Here is a 20,391-nt window from a genome sequence, read left to right on the forward strand (position 1 = left end):
AAAGATCATGAGTACGAGAATTGTGAGTACAGAACCACCGGAAAAGGCAACCAGTACCGTTCCTTTTCATCGTAAAATCAGCTATTCATTAACGGATACGGCCGGCAATCTATTGTACTGTGTCATTTCCAGTTATCTATTATATTTTTATACAGATGTATTCGGTCTTTCTATCGGGATTGCCGGGACATTACTATTTATCACCCGTTTTATTGATGCTATTGATGCCCCGATTTGGGGCATCCTGATTGATCGAACGAAGTCAAAATACGGCCAGAGCAGACCCTATTTTCTATGGTTAGCAATTCCGTTCGCTGTGTTCATGGTCCTTACGTTTACGACGCCCAATTGGAGTGAGTCGGGCAAAATTGCATATGCCGCCATTACGTATATCATAGCCGGCATCCTGTACACAGGAATTAGTACGCCGATTACGTCTATTCTGCCTAACCTGAGCACCAATTCTAATGAACGCGTTGTCTTGAACTCCTTCCGCATGGTCGGGGGGAATGTGGGCTTCTTCATCGCCACGACGTTTACGTTACCTTTGGTTGCTTTCTTTGGACAAGGGAATGATCAAAAAGGATTTTCCTTAACGCTCGTTTTATTTGGAATCATGGCGATTATTATGTTTTTCATAGCGTTTGCCGATTTGCGAGAAAATGCAGCAGTGAAAACGAAATCCGTTCCCATTGCCAAAAGCTTCACAGCCATCAAACGAAACTGGCCCTGGATGCTCGTTGTAGCTGCCAACTTGTGTTACTGGATCGGTTTGAATATTCGTTCAGCTACGCTAATCTTTTATCTGCAATACAATCTGGACAGTAAGGATTTAGTACCTTTAATCAATGGACTGACCTCCTTACAGTTGATCTCGATGGTTCTGATTCCGTTTTTCGCCAGAAAATTAAGTAAAAATGCGATTATGATTATCGGATTGATATTAGCTGCGCTGGGTCAAGTCGTGATTTTAATGGGAAGTACAGACTTAACTCTCATTATTATCGGCTGGATTATTGGTGCGTTAGGATCAGGCTTTGCATGTTCTATGCCGTTTGCGATGTTGTCAGATACAGTCGATTATGGGGAATGGAAAAATGGTATTCGGGCAAGTGGCTTCCTGACCTCTATTGGAAGCGCATTCTGTATTAAAGCGGGTAGCGGAATTGGCGGATTATTGCCAGCATGGATTATGGGCAGCACCGGTTACATCGCTGGGCAAGTTCAAACCCCTACGGCGTTGTCTGGCATTCAGTTCAGCTTTATCTGGCTGCCATTTATCATCTTCTTGATCGGGATCATTCCTATGTTTTTTTATAAAAAATTCGAAAAGAATGAAGCTTCTATTCAACAAGATTTGATTGCGAGAAGATCATAGACATTCTTTTAACAAGGTTTTAATGACATATTAAGGCATTATAATACTGCTGCAAAACCTGTTCACTGAGCTGAGCAGGTTTTTCTGTTATTTTCTATTCAAATGTGAGCAAGACCATTGACAGGATTTTCTTTTGGAGCAATACTTCTATGTAGAGAAAAGTGTACAGAATCAAGAACTAGACACATCTAGCCTTGCAACTTTATACATTTTTTTGCCATGAAGGCTCTTCTGTTGAAGGGTTTTTTTCAATTTGAGAAAAAGAATGTGATGATATGAGTCAACTGAGTGTAAGGATGAGAACACATGGCTTTCTGAATAAGCATTTTTCAGGAGAGTCTATTGATTATCGACAGATGATTGCGCTGTTTATCCCGCTGCTGATTGATCAGGCTTTTATCGTGGGTCTTAATTTGGTGAACACGGCCATGATTAGCTCGTCGGGGATGGCGGCAGTCAGTGCCGTAAATATGATTGATTCTTTGAATATTTTTCTGATTAATGTGTTTGTCGCAGTGTCTACCGGGGGAACGGTTGTCGTGGCACAGTATAAGGGGAGCGGTAACGACCTCATGGTTTCTAAAGCCGCATCCGGTACCATTTCCTCCGTTTCCTTGCTGGCCTTATGTATCAGTTTGTTTATGATCGTGTTGTACAATCCGATTTTGAGTGTTCTGTTTGGTTCCGCCTCGCCTGATGTATTAGCTAACGGTAAGGTATATCTACTGGGAAGTTGTATGTCTTTTGTGGGGATTGCAATCGTTGAGGCGGTGTGTGGAGCGCTGAGGGGGATCGGGAAGACGAGGGCATCGCTGGCTCTTTCTCTCATCATGAACCTCTCGTACGTGCTCCTCAATGTGGTATTCATTAATGTATTGGATATGGGTGTGCTGGGCATGACGATTGCCGTCAATGTGTCCAGATATGCAGGAGCAGTGTGCGCGCTGATCTATTTGGTCAGGGTAGATGATGACTTGCGTGTTCAGCTTAGAGATATGCTTTACTTTAATCTGGCCATGCTTAAAAAGATTTTGTTTATCGGGCTTCCCTTTGCAGCGGAGCAGATGTTTTTTAATGGGGGGAAAATTTTAACCCAAATTTTCATTGTGAGTCTGGGAACCAATGCGTTGGCGACGAATGCCATTTGCTCATCCCTAGCTAACGTGTTCCAAATCCCTGCGAATGCTTTGGCTCTTACGATTGTAACCGTGGTCGGTCAATGCATGGGACGTCGAAATGTCGAGGATGCCCGCAAGTTTACCAAATCGTTTATTTGGCTGTCGTCTTGTTCGTTTATTGTAATGGGATTAATCCTGATGCCTTTGTTTGAGCCGATGGTGGGGCTGTTTCATCCGCCTGCCGAAATCGTAGATGACATATTTGTTGTCATACTGATTAATACGTTGGCCCAGATTCCGCTCTGGTCCATTGCCTTTATCACACCCTCTGCACTAAGGGCAGCAGGTGATTCAAAATTTACGTCCCTCACCTCAATGCTGTCCATGTGGTTGTGTCGGGTGGTGCTCGGGTATATTTTGGGCATTGTGTTCAACTTGGGGATTGTTGGTGTCTGGTTGGCTATGGATATTGAATGGGGCGTGCGGGGACTCGTTTTCCTTTGGCGCTTCCGGGGCAACAAATGGGTCCAGCATCGTTTGATCGACTAAATAGGTCCACTACCATAAAATTGACTTCTGGATGAAGGCATTTTACGGTAGTGGATTTTTTTCCATTCCTATACTTCGTTCAGACTCCTTACTCTATCCTGATTCCTATATTGCCTAACTGCGCTCCCTGCTGCATACGGTGGAAGGCTTTTGCTGTGTCTTGTAGAGGAAATACGCTATCTATAATCGGATGGAGTGCATGGCGCTCCATGAACTGAAGCATAGCTGCGAATTCCTCGCCACTGCCCATAGAGGTGCCGATGATACTGATTTGAGGAAAAAATATAGACCGCAGTGGAATCTCTACTTGATCTCCTGAGCTTGCGCCAAATGTAACAATCCGACCGTTTGGCTTGAGGACATCCAAATATTTATCGAACGTAGCAGGACCGATACTGTCAAGGACCAGATCTACGGTGTCTCCGTTCATATTTTCTTTCCATCCGCTATGGCTGTCGAATGCATGATTAGCGCCATGGGCGAGGGCAGCCTGCCTCTTTGCTTCGCTGCGTGATGTGACGCTGACCCGTGCACCTGCCGCTAAAGCCATAAGCATGGCATACGTGGCTACACCACCGCCAATACCGGGAATGAGGACGTGCTCACCCTCCTGCAATTGGCCTCTTGTGAAGAGCGCGCGGTAAGCGGTCAAAGCAGACAAAGGCAGTACCCCTGCTTCTTCCCATGAAAGGTATGCTGGCTTGCTGACGGCATTTTGGACGGGGATGATAACCGATTCAGCGAATGTCCCGTCCGAAGGTCCGCCCAGAATGGCTGGAACTAAGGGAACATGATGCGTATTCTCCCATCCGATACATGGATTGATCATTACATCGGTGCCTACCAGCGAGGTTGGGACGCCAGCACCCACAGCCTCGATCACACCTGCTCCATCGGATCCGAGAATGAGTGGAGCATCGTTGGCAGCTCGATCTGCCATGAGGAATAAGTCCCGATGGTTCAAGCCTGCGGCTTTGAGTTTTACCCTCACCTCATCGTTCCCTGGCTGTCTGTCCGTAACGTCTGTATACATCAGACCCTCAGGGCCGTTTTTGCTGGCATGTATCACGGCTTTCATTTTAAAACCTCCCGTGGTGCGAATTTAGATGCAATTGCATATATATTGAATTGTACAGAGCGGCAAGCATCCGGTAAAATGAACAAAATCGAACGTGAGTATCACAAATGATCATACCAAGCAGGTGACGTATACATGGAAAGCAGTGATTTGAAAATTTTTCGGGCCGTCGCTCGCGAGGGCAGTATCACGAAGGCTGCGCAAGTTTTGAATTATGTACAGTCCAATGTGACTTCGCGGATTCAGCAGCTTGAGGCACAATTGAACGTACCGCTATTTCGCCGATCTAACCGGGGAATGACGTTAACGCCAGCAGGAGAGAATCTGCTGAAATATGCGGATACCATACTGACCTTGCTGGACGAGGCTGTAAAGTCCACTCAATATTCAGACCAGCCCGCGGGACCTTTGCGACTAGGCTCGATTGAGACGGCGGCGGTTACGCATCTGACCTCTTTATTGATGGAATATCACGCTCAATATCCTGATGTCCATCTATCGCTTATGACAGGCAGCACCCATGATCTCGTACAAAAGGTATTAAATTACGAATTAGATGGAGCGTTCGTCTATGGCCCCGTCGATGATCCGCATATAGAGCATGTTGCGGCGTTTGAAGAGGAGTTGGTGCTTATTTCGGAACCGGGAGAAAGTGATATGAGCAAGTTGCTTGCCAAGCCTATGCTGTTCTTCGATGTAGGCTGCACACATCGGGCAAGAGCGGAAAGTTTTCTGAGCGATGCAGGTGTGGATGCGTATCAGATTATGGAATTCGGAACCTTGGAAGTCATTTTGGGTGGAGTAGCCTCTGGTTTGGGAGTGTCCATGTTGCCACAATCGTCGATTGCAAAGGCAGAGGAGACGGGAAGTATTGCTTCTCATCGTTTACCTGAGGAATATCGTAAATTAGAGGTGTGGTTTGTTCATCGGCGGGATTCGGTTTACTCCAGTGCACTGTCAGGCTTGCTCCATTGGATGAAAAAGGATGCTATACTTAACTAGGATTAAATTGACATCAGGGGTGTATCATTTGGAAGAACCTAATTTATTGAAAAATCCATCTACAGTAGCTCCGGGAGAATTTGTGAGGAATGGCGGTTATCAGCGACGAGAACCGGATAAGATGGCAGTATTATCAGAAACATACGGTGCCTCTATTTTTTTCAGAAGATGGGCGGCTTGGATGATTGACTTCATTCTTATCGTCTTTGGGTACGGAGGGCTGGTATATTTTACAACGGAAAAAGTAGCTGAAGCGGAAACCCCAAATATGGGTATGGTAGTGATGCTCTTCCTGATCGGTTCCTTCTGCTATTATCTGTTACTGGAAGGACTTACAGGCTATACGCTGGGCAAGTTTGTACTTCGTATTCAGGTTGTGAATGGAGAAGGAAGGCCGCCAGGCATGGTTAAATCCTTGATCCGCACTCTCATACATCTGGTGGATACGAATCCGCTGCTTTTCATGGGACTGCCCGCCGGTATATGTGTGCTGGTGACACCTCGGAAACAACGGATTGGAGATATGGCTGCGAATACATATGTGGTTAAGGTAAGGGATTTGGGAAAGGTGGGCAGAAAGAAAACCGGGATTATTGCAGGAGCAATCATCCTGACGACGATCATTTCAATGGTTTTTGCTGTATCTTTAATTTCTATGCTCATTACGCAAATCATGAAGCCTGAGGTATTTACCAGTAAGGATAGCCAGTTTGCGGTTACGGCTCCCTGGAATTGGTCACGAGATAATAGGATTAATGAGGATGCGGACATCGCCATTAAAAATGAATTGACCGAAAGATATCTGATTGTATTGTCTGAACCGAAAAGCGATTTTGACAGCAGTATGACTCTTCAAGAATATAAAGGAATCATTGAGGATCATTTGGTGTCAGGAATTACGGACCCTGAATTGGGGACCGCTTCAGATATGGTGGTGAACGGATATCCTGCCATTGAGTTTACCCTAAAAGGAAAAATAGATGGGAATTTGGCCATGTATAACGTGACCACGATTGAAACACCTTCGCATTATCATCAAGTGCTTGCTTGGACCTACGCCTCGCGATACAGCAGGGCACAGCAAGAGCTGCGCAAGATTAGAGACAGTTTCCGCGAAATGAACATGCTGTGAAGTGAACATGAAGCAATGACGAGGAATCGAAGTTATAAGGAAGTAAGTGGAACAAGCAGACAGCTTATAGAAGCGTCTGCTTGTTGTTTTATAAACTTCCTTTAAAAAAACGAACATCAAAACGCAGTAGGCGGAATAGTAGATTTATATAGATAATTGATCATACAATAGAGTGTCTAATCACTCGTAATCCGGCCACTTTCGCCACTTTGCCTTGTGGATGGGCCTTGAATTGAATCGTAACTTCATTCTTGTGGTTCGTCACAGATAGAGGAAGCTCATAGACGAACGTTTCGAATTTATTCATTTCCTCAGACTCCAGCTTGCCTTCCCCTAAAATTTGACCATCCGCAGTGATGTCAAAGTCACTATGAGGACGGCTCAAGTCCTTCAAATAAGTAACCGCCAATTGGACAGGCTCATCCGGAAGCACCTTCATGACAAAAGAGAACCAGCCCCTAGGCCAGGTGTCGCGATATTTGCGGTTATAGATGGACCCCAGACCTACATGCTCTCCAGTAAAGGCATGATCCCGTTCCGGCTGCATTTCGGCAGGTTGCACAACGTCCACTGTAAGTCGTTCCAGCTCTAGCTGATACGCTAACGCGGTACGATATTCTGCCTCGGTTGCTGCCCATTCCTCCTGGGAAAAGAGATCCCAATAGACGGTATATGAACGATCATACATCTGATAAAACGGACGAAGCTGCAAGTCTCCGATATAGCCTAAGTCGGTCATATGGAATGTATTAGGCTCGTTCCCGTCAGCAATCAGCTTCGTTGTCAGGGAATCGGCCGATCCGATCAGAACAGACGCAAGCAGACGTTCCTCGTTGGACTCCTGTTCAACAGGGCCAAGGTCCCCAGCCAGCACAAGCGGGCCGTACATAAAAGCAATCCGGCGCGGATTATCTGGCATTTCCTCGACTCTCACGGTCATAGGAATGTCGTACTCGACCGTATCTCCATCCTTCCATTCCCGTTCAATGACGACGTAGCTGGTAGGACAAGTCTCTGCGGTATACTCTTCCCCGTTAATTGTAATCATCATCCCTTGCTCCGCCCAGTGCGGGCATCTTAGCTTGATTGCGAAGGATTTGGGCTGCTTGCTGATAACGCGCAGCGTTCCCCGTCCATTTTGCGGAAAGAGAGTGTCTTGTTTGAGCTGTACGCCCATCTCGTCCCATGTCACAGTAGAAGGGACATATTGATTGACATAGATCGCTTCTGGCGTGTGAAAATAAATTGCAGTGCCGTACATGGAGTGACTTTCCATACCGGACCCGACACAGCATGTGAAATCCTCATATTGAGAATTAAAGGACTTGTGTCCTCCCATTTCCAGCGATACAAAATAGCACACACGTCCATCTACAGGCTGCTGTGAAGCTAGAATATGATTGAACATCGCTCGTTCATAGTAGTCGGCATAGGCTGCATAGGCGTCCCACTCGAACATATGTCTTGTTAATTTCAGCATATTGTAGGTGTTACAAGTTTCACAGGTACCTTCGCCCAAACGGTCATTCAGCTTGCCAGGTTCACCGAAATGTTCATTATAACTATTGCCGCCGATCACGTAGGAATGCTTGTGAACCACCCGATCCCAGAAAAAGCGAGATAGGTCCGCATATTGCGGTTTCCCCGTCATTTCAAATTGCCGTGCAGCGCCAATGATTTTGGGGATTTGCGTATTGGCATGTCGCCCTGCCAACGTATCTTGGCTATCTGCGAGATCATTTAACACCTCTCCGTGATAAAAGCGTTCCGCCAGACTCAAAAAGCGTTCTTCTCCCGAATGTTCCGCCAGATCGGTCAGCACCTCGTTCATACCGCCAAACTCGCAATGCAGCACCTGCTGCACCTGATCATCGTCCAGTCCTTGAAGTACATCCTCCAGCCAGTTGCCGAGTTTGATTTCTATAGACAGGGCCTTGGGATGATGCGCCAGCAGATGTGCATCACGCAAGCCCGCAAAAAGTTTGTGCATGGTATATAGCGGCACCCAGCCGCCGTTCAGATCAAAGCCCTGGGAGCGGATATCTCCGGCTTTTACTTCCTCGAAAATCTCTTTCCCACGTGGAATGCCGGAAATGTATCCGTTTCCATGACTGTTTTGGCATATTTCCAGTTCGTCGACTACATAGTTCACGCGTTCCAACAGTCTTTCGTCGCCTGTGGAGGCAAACATCAGTGCACAGCCGGACAGGTAGTGGCCGAGTGTATGTCCGCTGATGCCACGCGCTTCCCAGCCTTCATAGTGAGCCGCTTTGGGCTCCAGTCCCGCATATTCACGAAAGCGCGATAATAAACGATCGGGTTCCAAACTCAGCAGGTAGGCCGTATTCAATTCCATCGCATGTAAAAGTGGGCCGGAATCAATTCTTACTTTATGCAAGTCAAAAGCTTTAGCTTTCAAAATCATCGCTCCTTAGCTAAGATGAAAGTGTATATTTCTCCACTACATTAGCATTGGAATCGCGGTATGTCAGTAGCTTAACCATACAATGGGTGGACAAATCCGAACATGAATCTAAAGAGGCGATAACATGACCTATCTAAAAGTAAATGTAGATGCTCCCATCCAACTGATCTCGGCAGGCGAGTTTGTTTCCGAGGTGCCTTGGAAGCATATGAGTCGTTCCATTGATAATTTTGAGCTGATCTTGGGTGTCCAAGAGACGGTATATATACGGGAGGAACGGGAGGATTTTGAAGTAGGCGAGGGAGATATTCTATTGCTTTACCCCGGTCGTACGCATAAAGGATACCGGGAATCGTTGCCAGGCGTGAAATTTTATTGGTTTCATTTCGATGTTCCCACGACCTCGAATGTATTATCTAATGAGGAAATGAAGCAGGAAACAAGTGCTTTGGATGGGCTTTTGCAGCGTCACGGTGTGATGCGTGATATCTATTTGCCGCAATGTGTACAGGCAGACAACGGGGATCGGATTCATATTATCGTTAATCAGATTTTACATGTAGCCAACTCACATTATCTTACGTATCACAGTGCCAATTATTTGTTCACCTCGCTGCTGATCGAGATATCCGAATTGGCGCTTAGCCGCTTGCTTTCCAATCCTGTCAGTTCACAGGGAAATGTAAGTTTTAGCAAAATTATTGAGTGGACCCGTATTCATGCCGAAGAGCCGCTGACCGTGACGGATTTAGCACGAAAATTCAATTATAACAAGGATTATATCTCTCGTTTGTTCAAGCAAAACACAGGTATGCGTCCCTTGGAGTTCATTCACAGTATTCGTATCAACAAAGCCAAAGAGTTGATTTCCCGTACAGATATGAGCATTAAGCAGGTTGCCGAAGAGGCCGGATATACCGATGAGAAGTATTTTATGCGTTTGTTCAAAAAGAGAGCCCACATGACTCCTTCCCAATACCGGAATGCCTATCACAAAACATTTATGAACAATGTCTAGTGCATTTCTACTAAAAGTTGGGTGCGACCGTCCATAGGGGGCAACTGGTGCAGTATTTGGTCAATTGACGGAATCACTTAATATGGTAATCTGAGGGAAGGGTTTAAATGGTTGCAGGCTATGTTATTACTTGATGAAAAAGGGGCGAGCGAGATGCTACAACCACCATTAAAGGATGAACTGACTCGAATACTGGAAGGGTATTCACTGGATGAAGATTTAAAAGAAGAGATTCATCAGGAAGCTCAATCTGCTATACAATTTCATGTGGAGCATGAGGAAAACTACGAACACATTGGAAATAGTCGGATCGCCGGCTATCCAGATCTGCCACCCACGATAGAGTGGCCTTGTAATTTAGACGGGGAATATTATACGTTTATTGCTCAAATTAATTTGAGTGAGCTGCCTTTTTCACCATTTGAGGGATTGCCTCATCAGGGCATACTATACTTTTTTCTTGGGCTGGATGAGCCCGCCTATGATATTGACCATAAAATCTTTTACTATAACGGTGACAGCAGCGCTTTGCAGAAAACATTACCGCCCGCTGGGTGCGTAGAGGTTTCGGCAGAGCAACGAGATTTCACCGCCTATGCGATTTCCTTTCAGCCGATTATTACCATTCGGTCGGAGGGTGAGCTAGGAGATATTCTTGTAGATCAGTACGAAGAGCTGTATGAGCTTGTATGTGAACAAAGTGACACGGTGTGGGGGCAGCATCAATCTTTTGCAGGGAACACCCGGCGGGATGCTTATCTACGCCGAAACGGGCTTGAGGGTCTTCTGTTTAACTGGCATAAGAGTGAGAGTCAGATTCATAAGGAAATCGAGCAAGCTACGCATAGGGGGAGTACGGATTATGCGGAGCATTTACGATCCGAAGTGCTGCCTCAGCTACAAGAATATCAAACGAATCGGGAAAAGCACGATCAGGCTTCGGAAAATTGGCATGTTCTGCTCTCGGTCTCTTCTTTGGACGAGGTTGGTATGTGCTGGTGGGACGCGGGGTATTTGGAGTTTTTTATAGATCAAAGGGACTTGAAGAACCTTGATTTCACGCGAACGTATGTCAATCTGGCTACGAGCTAGCTAAAGTTCTAGACTGGGAAAATAAAGTATTAGACGGACGTTGCTTCATTCAGCTCACGGGCAGGTTAGTTTAACTCTAGAAATAAGAAAAGGGAACAAGCGTTCTTTACATGTGTTATATATGAGTATATAATCAAAACGAACCGGAGATCTGTTTTTTTTGATAAAACAATGTAGATTCTTCTTTGGTGTAAGAATTTTATAAATAACTCAATTTTGGAGGGTCTGTATGCCATATTGTAAAGTCAAGAATGCCAATATATATTACGAGGAAATTGGTAAAGGCAAACCGATTATAATGATTCATGGTTTTACACCAGACCATCGGTTAATGAGTGGGTGCATGGAACCGATATTTGAAGGTAATTCCGATTGGCGTCGTATCTATCTTGACCTGCCTGGAATGGGACAAACAAAGGATTACGATCAAATATGTAATTCAGATGATATGCTAGAAGCAGTTATAAATTTTATTGAAACTCTTGTCCCAAACGAGGATTATCTCATAGCAGGCGAATCGTACGGTGGATATATTACAAGGGGAATAATTAATAGACATAAAGATCGTATTGGTGGAGCTGCTCTGATTTGTCCATTAATTATTCCTGAACACAAAAGAAGAATACTGCCCGAGCATTTTGTTGTTCATTGTGATCGCGAGTTTATGGGCACCTTAAGTGAAGAGCAAATAAGTGATTTTAGCGCAAATCAAGTCGTTCTCAATGAATATAATTGGAAAAGGTATTCTGAAGAGATAGTGGCAGGTTGTAAGATCGCTGACTACGGTTTTCTTAGCAAGATTCAAAGAAACTATGGGTTTTCCACCAATATAGATAAATTAGTTTTTGATAAACCAACAGTATTTACTCTTGGGCGACAAGATGCAGTCGTTGGTTACATAGATGCTTTTAGAATTTTAGATAATTATCCTAGAGCAACCTTCGCCGTTTTAGATCGAGCAGGGCATAATCTTCAGATTGAACAGGCTCTATTATTTGAGTCACTTATGCGTGAGTGGCTTGAAAGAGTAACAGAGTTTGGATTTTAGTTGTATATTAATCCATGAACTAACGGGAAACGTTGATTCAATGAAACAACGACAACCTAGGACTTTATTTTCTGCTGACAGTATGATTGGAATGATAAAATGCAAAGGCCCTTCTGGCTTTCCATCAGGGAAGCAGCGGAAGGGCTTTTGTTATATATACTTGCCTATACGGGGAGTTTATTTATATCCGCTGCACGGTGAACTCGAATTCCAGCATTTGATCGGCTGTAATTTGGTATTCTTCATGTACCGGGGCTCCCCAGCTATCGTCGCCGCCTACGCCCATTTGCTTGCCAGCTACGGTGACAACGGTATAGTACACGTTGGGCAGCTCATACAGATGGTATGCACTTTCCAACTCGAACGCTGTATACGGCGAAATGTTGCATTCCACTGGTGCGGTAGCAGGTGCAGTAATGCGAATGCCCCGCTGGGAATCATCAGTAATATCGACACGGCGCACGCCTGTACGATTGCCGGATTCCTGTGGCACAACATATCCGGACACGTTATCCGCAGCTTCGTTCCGGAATACGCCAAGTCTAGCACCGAAGGCCCGGTCGATGTAATTCTCATCTGGTCCCATCGCATACCAGTCCAGATGACGGTAGTCCGCTGGAACCTTGAACGAAAGGGCAAAGATCGGCAGGTTGGGCAGTCCTGAGACGCCTTCATAAGTCGATTTTACGTTCAGACTGCCATCTGCGAAGACGGTGTAGGCTACCGTTACCTGTGCGTCCGCATGAATGCTCAGCGTGTAGCGGAATGCAACAGTTACACGGTCTGTCTGCTCTTCCGTGACCTCGATGCCCACACATTTACGCGTCAGGCTTGCAGCGAACCAGCCACCAGCTTCAAAACCCAGTGCGGTTCCCCGATCATTGTCTGTGGTCGCCCGCCAGAACAATGGAGCAGGAGGCGTAGCGATCATCTCACGTCCGGCGTAGCGAAGTGAAGTCAGGCTACCTGCTCCTTTGGAGAACATGATACTGAAATCTGCACCGTGAACGCCAATGTTAACATCGCCATGCACCACTCGTAGGGCTCCACCTGTAGGGATCTTCAGTGGATTTGGATCTTCCACGATGAAAATATGCTGTCCGAAGGCCACTTCGTGTCCAGCCTCAGCCCAGAGCGTCGCTTCCTTCAAAACCAGGGCGGTGTGAATAACGTACTCACCAGGCTTTCCATCCGTATTAGGGAACGTTAGTGGAATATACGCTTCGGTCTGAGCCGCTACATCTACATGAATGGCATTACGTTCAATTTCTTGGCCTTCATGCAGTAGGCTGTATACTAGCTCATAGTCGCCCGTCCCCTCGAACAGGTTTTCATTGCGCAGGGTTACACCGCTGCGATCCGGGGTGAGCTTCAAATTTTGATACAGAAATTTGACCTCCTGCATCTTCGGTGAAACCTTCCGGTCCGCATAGACAATTCCGTCCGTACAGAAGCCATAGTCTGTGGCACGGTCGTCAAAGTCGCCGCCGATCGCGAGGTACTCGCGCCCATAGCGATCTTTTTTCATAACAGCCTGATCGATATAATCCCAAATAAAACCGCCCTGATATAGCTCGTATTTGTTCTCCAGCTCGGTATACTTGTGCATGCCGCCTACGGAATTACCCATCGCATGCATATATTCGCAACTGATGTACGGTTTTTGCGGATTGTCGTTCAGATATTGCTCGATATCTGCGGGTTTGGCGTACATCCGGCTCTCCATATCGCTGGTATCATCGTACGTACGGTTGTGAAACACGCCTTCGTAGTGCACCAAACGGCTCGGGTCGGTGGTTCGGAAATAGTTGGCTACATTGCGCAGCACTTCACCTGCATACGACTCATTGCCGCAGGACCAGATCAGAATGGACGCATGGTTTTTGTCCCGTTCTAGCATGGAAATGGCGCGATCCATGACGATATCCTGCCACTCAGGCAGATTAGCGGGAATATTCCACGATGGCTCGACGGCGCCGAGTTTTTGCCAGGAACCGTGTGTTTCCAAGTTCATTTCATCAATTACATAGACCCCGTACTCATCGCATAGCTCATACCACAGCGTCTGATTTGGATAATGAGAGGTGCGGACAGCGTTCATATTGTTCTGCTTGAGCGTCCGAATATCCCACAGCATATCTTCACGGGAAATCGCACGTCCGGTGCGAGCGTTAAATTCATGGCGGTTCACACCTTTAAAGACGATGCGTTTGCCGTTCAAATACATGACCTTGTTGATCAGCTCAAATTTACGGAAGCCGATTTTTTGTGGAATAACTTCCACGAGCGATCCACTGGCATCATAAATTTGAATGAACAACGTGTACAAATAGGGTTTCTCCGCGCTCCAGCGCTGCACTTGCTCCAAGGTGGCTGATAGCGAAGCTGTGCCATCCGTAAAGTCAGCTTTCAAAGAAGCTACAACATGACCGGTAGCATCTTTCACATCGACAGTTGCATAGGCCGTTGCCGGCTTTTCCAAGGTCAATTTCAGTTCCAGAAGGCCCTGCGTGTAGGAAGCATCCAGATCTGCCTTGGCATGCAGGTCACGTACGTGAAGCGTAGGGATGGTATAGAGGTACACATCTCTGAAAATACCGGAAAAACGCCAAAAGTCCTGATCCTCCAGCCACGCCCCCGTACTTCTTTGATAAACCTCTACCGCCAGCTTGTTTTCGCCTGCTTGCAGGAACGGTGTCAGTTCAAAATCAGATGGTGTAAAGCTGTCCTCGCTATAACCGACAAATTGTCCGTTCAACCATACATAGAAAGCCGACTCAACACCTTGGAAAGAAATGAACACAGGCTGCGCGTCGGAAGCCATATTTTCCGGTAAAACAAAGCTTTTGATATAGCTCCCGACCGGGTTGTGATCCTCCGGAATATGGGGTGGGCGAACGTCCGAATGTCCGTCCCATGGATACATCGTGTTCACGTACTGCATTTGGCCAAAGCCTTGCGTCTGAATGTGACCCGGTACCTGAATATCGCTCCAGCCGCCGTACTCAAAGCCAGGCGCATAGAACTCTACTGGACGACTGGCTGGATTCGTTGCATAGTTAAATTTCCAGCTCCCATTCAGGCTATGGCGCCAAGCCATATCAGCTTGCTGCTCCGCTTCCTGAAGCGTAGCGTAATATTTGTGATCGGAATAGGCGGGCAGCCGATGTACAGCAAATTTGGTTACGTCGGTCAGCCAGTCCAGACTAGGGGGTTGGATGGTCAAGGCGAACACTCCTTATTTATAAAATGAAATGAAGAACGTACACAGAAATCTGTTATTTTACCGAACCCACCATGCCCGCTACAAAGTGTTTCTGCATCAGGAAGAATACCAGTGCAGTCGGTAGTGTGGACAAGACAATGGCGATCATGATGACACCGTAATCCGGTGCATAGCTGGAGCCGAGGTTCGAAATCAACAGCGGGATGGTTTGATTCTCTGGCGTTTGCAGCACAATCAGAGGCCAGAGGTAGTTGTTCCAACTGGACATGAATGTGATGATCGCGGCAGCGGCATAGGTTGTTTTCATTGTAGGCATGTATACCCGGAAGAACAGACCCAGCTCGGACAATCCATCCATACGACCTGCCTCCAGTAGATCTTTGGGAAACATCTTGGTGCTTTGACGGAAAAAGAAGATCAGGAACGCCGTAGTTACGGTCGGAATGACGACAGAAGAGAGCGTATCAATACCGATCCACGGTATGACATTAGAAATGCTGCCGAACATCCGGTAGAGCGGGATCATGATCGCCGCAAACGGAATCATCATAGACATCAGCAGGATATTGAAGACAACGTCTTTCGCTTTACTTCTGTAAATTTCAAAGCCATAACCAGCCAATGACGCGATTAGCATAGCCAGCAGCGTAGTTGAGATGGAGACTTTTGCAGAGTTACTGAGTGCGGTAACGATGTCCACTTTTTCAAGCAAATTGTGCATGTTATCCATCAGATGGGAGCCAGGCAGCAGCTTGCCCTTGGTCACATCGACCGACAGGTTCGTGGCGCTGGATAGCATCCACAGGAACGGGAAAATCGAAACGAACGACACAAGGATCAGAAAGGCGTACGTAAATGCTCTTTTTGTTTTCATCATTTTTTCTCACCTGCCACTTTGAACTGGATAATCGACAAGATAATGATCATAATGACGATGGAATAAGATACGGTCGCCGCATAACCAAAGTCGGATGAATACTTGAAGGACAGATTGTAAATATATTGCGAAATTGAAGATGTCGCGTTCCCTGGCCCACCTTTGGTAATATTCATAATTTCATCGAAGAGTTGGAGTGTACCAATCGTTGATGTAATCGAAGTGAACAGGATAATCGGCTTAAGCAGTGGAACCGTAATGCTGAAGAACTGTCGGATCGGGGAAGCTCCGTCAATACGGGCCGCTTCGTAGATGGAACTGTCAATGTTCTGAAGACCGGACAGGTAAAAGATCATATTATAACCAGTCCAGCGCCATGTGATCGCGATAATAATCGTAACCTTGGCCCAGAAAGGATCTGTAATCCATTGGATGGGCGTGCCAATCACGTGCAGATTCAGCAATAAGGAGTTTACCAGACCGTCGGACGAGAACAGGTACTTGAAGACAACGGAATAGGCTACAAGGGATGTGATACACGGCAAGAAGATAGCGGTGCGGAAAAAGCCCTTGAATTTCAGGTTTTTATCATTCAACAATACCGAAATGAACAGAGCCAGAATGACCATCAAAGGCACCTGGAAAATTAAATAGATAAACGTATTCTTCACGGCGGTTATAAACATTTTATCGGTGAAGAGTCGCTTGTAGTTATCAATGCCGTTAAAGCTCAGATTAGACCCTGTACCTGTCTTAAAGGACAAGATAAGCGCCTGAATCATCGGATAGAAATAAAAAGCGGCGATCATGATCACTGCGATGGATATGAACAACCATCCTGTCATACCTGCTTTGAGACGTGTTGTAGTTATTTTGGGCGCGGCTGTCTTCATACCATGTCAACTCCCTGTGCAGCAATAAAACCTTGAACTCGCAAGCCCAAGGTTTTAAGTGCTTTTCGTTTTATTATTTAGCCTTGGCTAGATGGACTGTCTTATTTAAGCTGTGCTTCCGCTTGTCCTTGAGCATCTTTCAGAACTGCGTCTACATCTTTTCCGTTCAGATAGTTTTGAATTTCAACGGTCATGATATCCTCAATGGCATACGTGTGCAGACCATAATTGACTTTTGGAACTTGTTTAGTCCATTCTGCAAATTTCTTATATACTTTGTCGCCTCCGAAGTACGGATCCTCCACGTCATAAGCTTTACCGCTGGAAGCTGCGTTCAATGAACCGACAATTCCAATTTTGCTCAGCATATCTTGATACAGCTCTGTATCTGTTCCGAATGTTTCTTTCAGGAAATCAGCAGCGGTATCTTGACCGTCCGAGTTAAGGACATACCAGGAGCTGCCGCCGAGGCTGGAAGCATTCACGGATTCAGGTATATTTTTCAGCTTAGGGAAAGGAACAACAGCCCATTTACCGGATTGCGAAGCTTCTGCTTTGATCGAAGGTGTAATCCAGTTACCTGTAGGTACGGAAGCAACTGCACCGCTGTTGAATGCGGCCAAGAACTGACTCCAGTCGGCATTCATTTTAACAATGTTAGCGTCGAACAAGGATTTGTACGTCAAGAGAGCTTCTTTCAGAGCTGGATTACCAGCCAGGTTTGGTGTTTTACCGTCTTCTTTCAGGTACCATGAACCTGCGGTTTGGATCATACCGCGGATCAGACCGAGGTCATTCGGATCTTGAGTCAGCATTTCTTTGCCTGTTTTTTGTTTTACGGCTTTACCAATTTCAATAAATTTGTCCCAATCAATATTGGTCAGGTCCGCTACTTTGTAGCCGGCTTGTTCCAGATAGTCCGTTCTTACATACAGTCCCATAACACCGGAGTCGAATGGAACACCGTACTGCTTGCCATTGTAGCTAGTCGGTCCAATTTTATAATCAGCGAAGTCGGATGCTTTGATCGTGCTGCTCATATCATGGAAAGAATCGGGATAGGCTTGCAGGAAGTTCTGTGCCCGATAATCCTCGATCAGAACCACGTTCGGCAATCCTTTAGTAGATCCGGAGTTAAGGCCGGCATTCATTTTTTGTACGATATCGTTTTGAGCATATTCAACAATGTTTACGGTTACATCTGGGTGTTTGGCAACGTAGCGATCTTTTGCCAGCTTCAGGGCTGCGATATTAAAGTTCGGGTCCCAAGCCCAGACGGTGATTTCTTTTTTGCCTGAATCTGTGGTTGTAGCTGCTTTCTCGGAATTGCTGGAGCATGCGGATAGCAAGATCAAGCTTGCAATCAGCAGAAGGAAAGTCATTTTTTTCATTTTGTTCAACCCCTACTCTTTTTTTATATGTTGCTTGCCAGTTCTAAATCTCTTGAATGAAAGCGGTTACCTTGTTTGTAAATCTAGTGTACCATCCATACTTTGTCGGTGTTAGGAATATCTTTATACGGATTGGTCTTATTATTATGATTTATGAAAAAAGGTACCGCTTACATTTGTGTTTTATTTTGATTTAGGTATTTTTTTTAGGTTGAACTAAAGTTGTTCACTAAGCGCCACTGCGCGGCCGGATGGTGCTTCCCATCGCTGTTGCTTGTACAGCACCATTCCGCCCACTCCGTTCTTGTTCCACCTTCTTTGTTTAGTTCAGCCTATTTTTTTATGGGGTAGGTGGGGTGGGTTTTACGATCAGTGGGAGGGTCATTCTCACTTTGGTGCCCTCGCCTTTTTTACTGGAGATGGTCACGCCGTATTCTTCTCCATATAAAAGGGTAATGCGGTTGTGCACATTCTGGATGCCGATGCCTGTGAACAGTTGGCGCTTGCTCTTGGGATTCGGCAGTCCGTCTTGCGCCGTATGCCCGTCCAAATCCATACCGTCCCCATCATCGACCACCTCACAGATCAATGTATCCTCCGTTTTGGACACCAATATATAGATGTGGCCTACATTTTTTTCATTAAACGCATGGAAAAAAGAGTTTTCGATAAAAGGCTGAATGATGAGCTTGGGCACATGGTACTCCAGACAATCGGGTGATACAAAATAATTCACTTGTACCCGCTGCCCGTAGCGCACATGGTTAATGAACACATAATTTTGCATGTTGGCCATTTCCTGCTCGATGGTGATTGTTTCACTCACATTGCTGATTGTATTTTGCAGTAAGGAAATGAGCGCATTGATCGTTTCGGCGGCTGTTTCCTTGTTTCCTTTGAGTACCAGCATTTTGATCGAAGCCAGTGTATTGTACAGAAAATGCGGATTGATCTGCCGTTGTAGTGCAGCAAGCTCTGCGTTTCGTTGGCCTTTTTGCGTCTCTAAAAGCTTACGGATATAGTCATTTAGTTCATCCAACATGTAGTTGTAAGCATGACTTAATTGTCTAACCTCATAGCTGCCTGTTACCGGGATATAATTATCAAAATTTTTCTCACGTATGGTCGACATTTGCTTCACCAGTCGAGTCAGGGAACGAATTAGTCGACGGGATATCAGAAAAACGATCACCAAAGCAATCAGTACGATGGCAATGCAGATCCAGACAACGGATTTAACGTCAATAATTTGCCCAATCGCGGCTTGTCTGTCGATCATGTTCACCAGATAAAAATCAAATGAAGGGATATAGTTGGAAAGGAGGATACTCTCCTTATTCATCACATCCGCATTAATGTAGTTCAATCCCTGTTCATTGATTTTTGTGGCATAGCCTAGCAGCTCACTGGAGCGTTGTCCGATCAGGTCCTGGCGGTTGCTTGATACAATTAATCCCGACTTGTCCAAAATAAGCACATCATTGCCGTTGCTCGTGAAATTGTTGTAGAAACGGCGAAATTCAGGCTCTCGGATAGCGATGTAGATCATGCCGTACAGGGTGCCACTGGTCCGCTCCATAAATGGTTTGGAGGCGATGATATAGGGTGTTGGCTTTTGCGCGGTGGTATTCATTTGTTGCTGAAATAATTCAGTATCCAATTGATACATAAGCTGTGCCGGTCGTGCTACACTTTGGGCTGTAATCGCACTGCTTTTAAGCTCTTCCGCAGTTACAGGCCAATAGGATGAGTCAGAGTAAAAGCTCCGACCGTTCAGACCAGTTACAGCGACACCAACATCATAGGCATCGACGTTCGATTTAATTTGCTTCATTTGCTGTGCCATTCCGAAGTAAGTCCTCGCCGAGTTAATCGAGTCAGATTGACCGCCAGTCAGATAGTTCTTGACCGTTCCATTTTCCGAAGCATGGGTTACGGCATTCACGATGGAATCATTGAAGGATTCAAAGCTGGATTGAATCTGGCTGAGTACCTTGGCATTTGTAATACTGAATGTCTCCGCAAAAAGTCGTTCAGACATTCGAATCGTCACCAAAGAGGTCAGCAAGGACACCGCAGTGATGCTGACCACCATAACAATAAAGATTTTGAAGAACAGACCTTGATATTTGATCTTATGCATATATCTTTTCATATTCAATCT

General features: G+C 45.8%; 14 protein-coding genes. 7 read left to right on the forward strand and 7 right to left on the reverse strand.

Features of this window, described 5'->3' with window-relative positions:
• The first annotated feature begins 7 nt into the window (after positions 1 to 7).
• Positions 8 to 1,378 (forward strand): MFS transporter, encoded by a 1,371-nt coding sequence (locus MKY16_RS01280; protein ID WP_029516920.1) that lies wholly within the window; start codon positions 8 to 10, stop codon positions 1,376 to 1,378.
• Positions 1,379 to 1,653: 275 nt separating this feature from the next.
• Positions 1,654 to 3,045 carry an MATE family efflux transporter gene (locus MKY16_RS01285; protein WP_069010166.1) on the forward strand — a complete coding sequence of 464 codons (1,392 nt, stop codon included), beginning with the start codon at positions 1,654 to 1,656 and terminating at the stop codon, positions 3,043 to 3,045.
• Between the two features lie 88 nt (positions 3,046 to 3,133).
• Here the strand turns inward: MKY16_RS01285 and MKY16_RS01290 are convergent, their stop codons facing one another.
• Complete coding sequence (locus MKY16_RS01290) at positions 3,134 to 4,123, reverse strand: zinc-binding dehydrogenase (protein ID WP_209949920.1); 990 nt, start codon at positions 4,121 to 4,123, stop codon at positions 3,134 to 3,136.
• Positions 4,124 to 4,258: 135 nt separating this feature from the next.
• On the opposite strand from MKY16_RS01290, the gene MKY16_RS01295 reads away from it, so the two are divergent.
• Positions 4,259 to 5,125, forward strand: coding sequence for a LysR family transcriptional regulator (locus tag MKY16_RS01295; protein WP_340953758.1), 867 nt, complete (start codon positions 4,259 to 4,261; stop codon positions 5,123 to 5,125).
• Positions 5,109 to 6,257 (forward strand): RDD family protein, encoded by a 1,149-nt coding sequence (locus tag MKY16_RS01300; protein ID WP_340953760.1) that lies wholly within the window; start codon positions 5,109 to 5,111, stop codon positions 6,255 to 6,257. Before MKY16_RS01295 ends, MKY16_RS01300 begins: the two co-directional genes overlap by 17 nt.
• Positions 6,258 to 6,417: 160 nt before the next feature.
• On the opposite strand, the gene MKY16_RS01305 is transcribed toward MKY16_RS01300, so the two are convergent.
• Entirely contained in the window at positions 6,418 to 8,676 is a 2,259-nt protein-coding gene (locus tag MKY16_RS01305; RefSeq protein ID WP_340953764.1) for a beta-L-arabinofuranosidase domain-containing protein, read from the reverse strand.
• A 130-nt stretch (positions 8,677 to 8,806) separates the two neighbouring features.
• Here MKY16_RS01305 and MKY16_RS01310 point away from each other — a divergent pair, with 130 nt between their 5' ends.
• From MKY16_RS01310 to MKY16_RS01320, 3 genes are all read left to right on the forward strand, one after another.
• Positions 8,807 to 9,700 carry an AraC family transcriptional regulator gene (locus MKY16_RS01310; protein WP_340953766.1) on the forward strand — a complete coding sequence of 298 codons (894 nt, stop codon included), beginning with the start codon at positions 8,807 to 8,809 and terminating at the stop codon, positions 9,698 to 9,700.
• A gap of 153 nt (positions 9,701 to 9,853) precedes the next feature.
• Positions 9,854 to 10,792, forward strand: coding sequence for a YwqG family protein (locus MKY16_RS01315; RefSeq protein WP_340931174.1), 939 nt, complete (start codon positions 9,854 to 9,856; stop codon positions 10,790 to 10,792).
• Between the two features lie 229 nt (positions 10,793 to 11,021).
• Positions 11,022 to 11,840 carry an alpha/beta fold hydrolase gene (locus tag MKY16_RS01320; RefSeq protein ID WP_069010160.1) on the forward strand — a complete coding sequence of 273 codons (819 nt, stop codon included), beginning with the start codon at positions 11,022 to 11,024 and terminating at the stop codon, positions 11,838 to 11,840.
• Positions 11,841 to 12,021: 181 nt separating this feature from the next.
• On the opposite strand, the gene MKY16_RS01325 is transcribed toward MKY16_RS01320, so the two are convergent.
• The 5 genes from MKY16_RS01325 to MKY16_RS01345 all read right to left on the reverse strand — a co-directional run bounded on the left by MKY16_RS01325 (position 12,022) and on the right by MKY16_RS01345 (position 20,382).
• Positions 12,022 to 15,066 (reverse strand): glycoside hydrolase family 2 TIM barrel-domain containing protein, encoded by a 3,045-nt coding sequence (locus MKY16_RS01325; RefSeq protein WP_340953769.1) that lies wholly within the window; start codon positions 15,064 to 15,066, stop codon positions 12,022 to 12,024.
• Between the two features lie 52 nt (positions 15,067 to 15,118).
• A complete protein-coding gene (locus MKY16_RS01330; protein ID WP_013308300.1) occupies positions 15,119 to 15,943 on the reverse strand; it encodes a carbohydrate ABC transporter permease in 825 nt (274 codons plus the stop codon).
• Positions 15,940 to 16,836, reverse strand: coding sequence for a carbohydrate ABC transporter permease (locus tag MKY16_RS01335; RefSeq protein WP_013308301.1), 897 nt, complete (start codon positions 16,834 to 16,836; stop codon positions 15,940 to 15,942). The genes MKY16_RS01330 and MKY16_RS01335 overlap by 4 nt, the downstream gene beginning before the upstream one ends.
• Positions 16,837 to 16,937: 101 nt before the next feature.
• Complete coding sequence (locus MKY16_RS01340; protein WP_029516911.1) at positions 16,938 to 18,227, reverse strand: ABC transporter substrate-binding protein; 1,290 nt, start codon at positions 18,225 to 18,227, stop codon at positions 16,938 to 16,940.
• Positions 18,228 to 18,567: 340 nt separating this feature from the next.
• Positions 18,568 to 20,382 (reverse strand): cache domain-containing sensor histidine kinase, encoded by a 1,815-nt coding sequence (locus MKY16_RS01345; RefSeq protein WP_029516910.1) that lies wholly within the window; start codon positions 20,380 to 20,382, stop codon positions 18,568 to 18,570.
• Positions 20,383 to 20,391: the final 9 nt, after the last annotated feature.

This window comes from Paenibacillus sp. FSL L8-0641 (genome assembly GCF_038006265.1).
GTDB lineage: Bacteria > Bacillota > Bacilli > Paenibacillales > Paenibacillaceae > Paenibacillus > Paenibacillus polymyxa_D.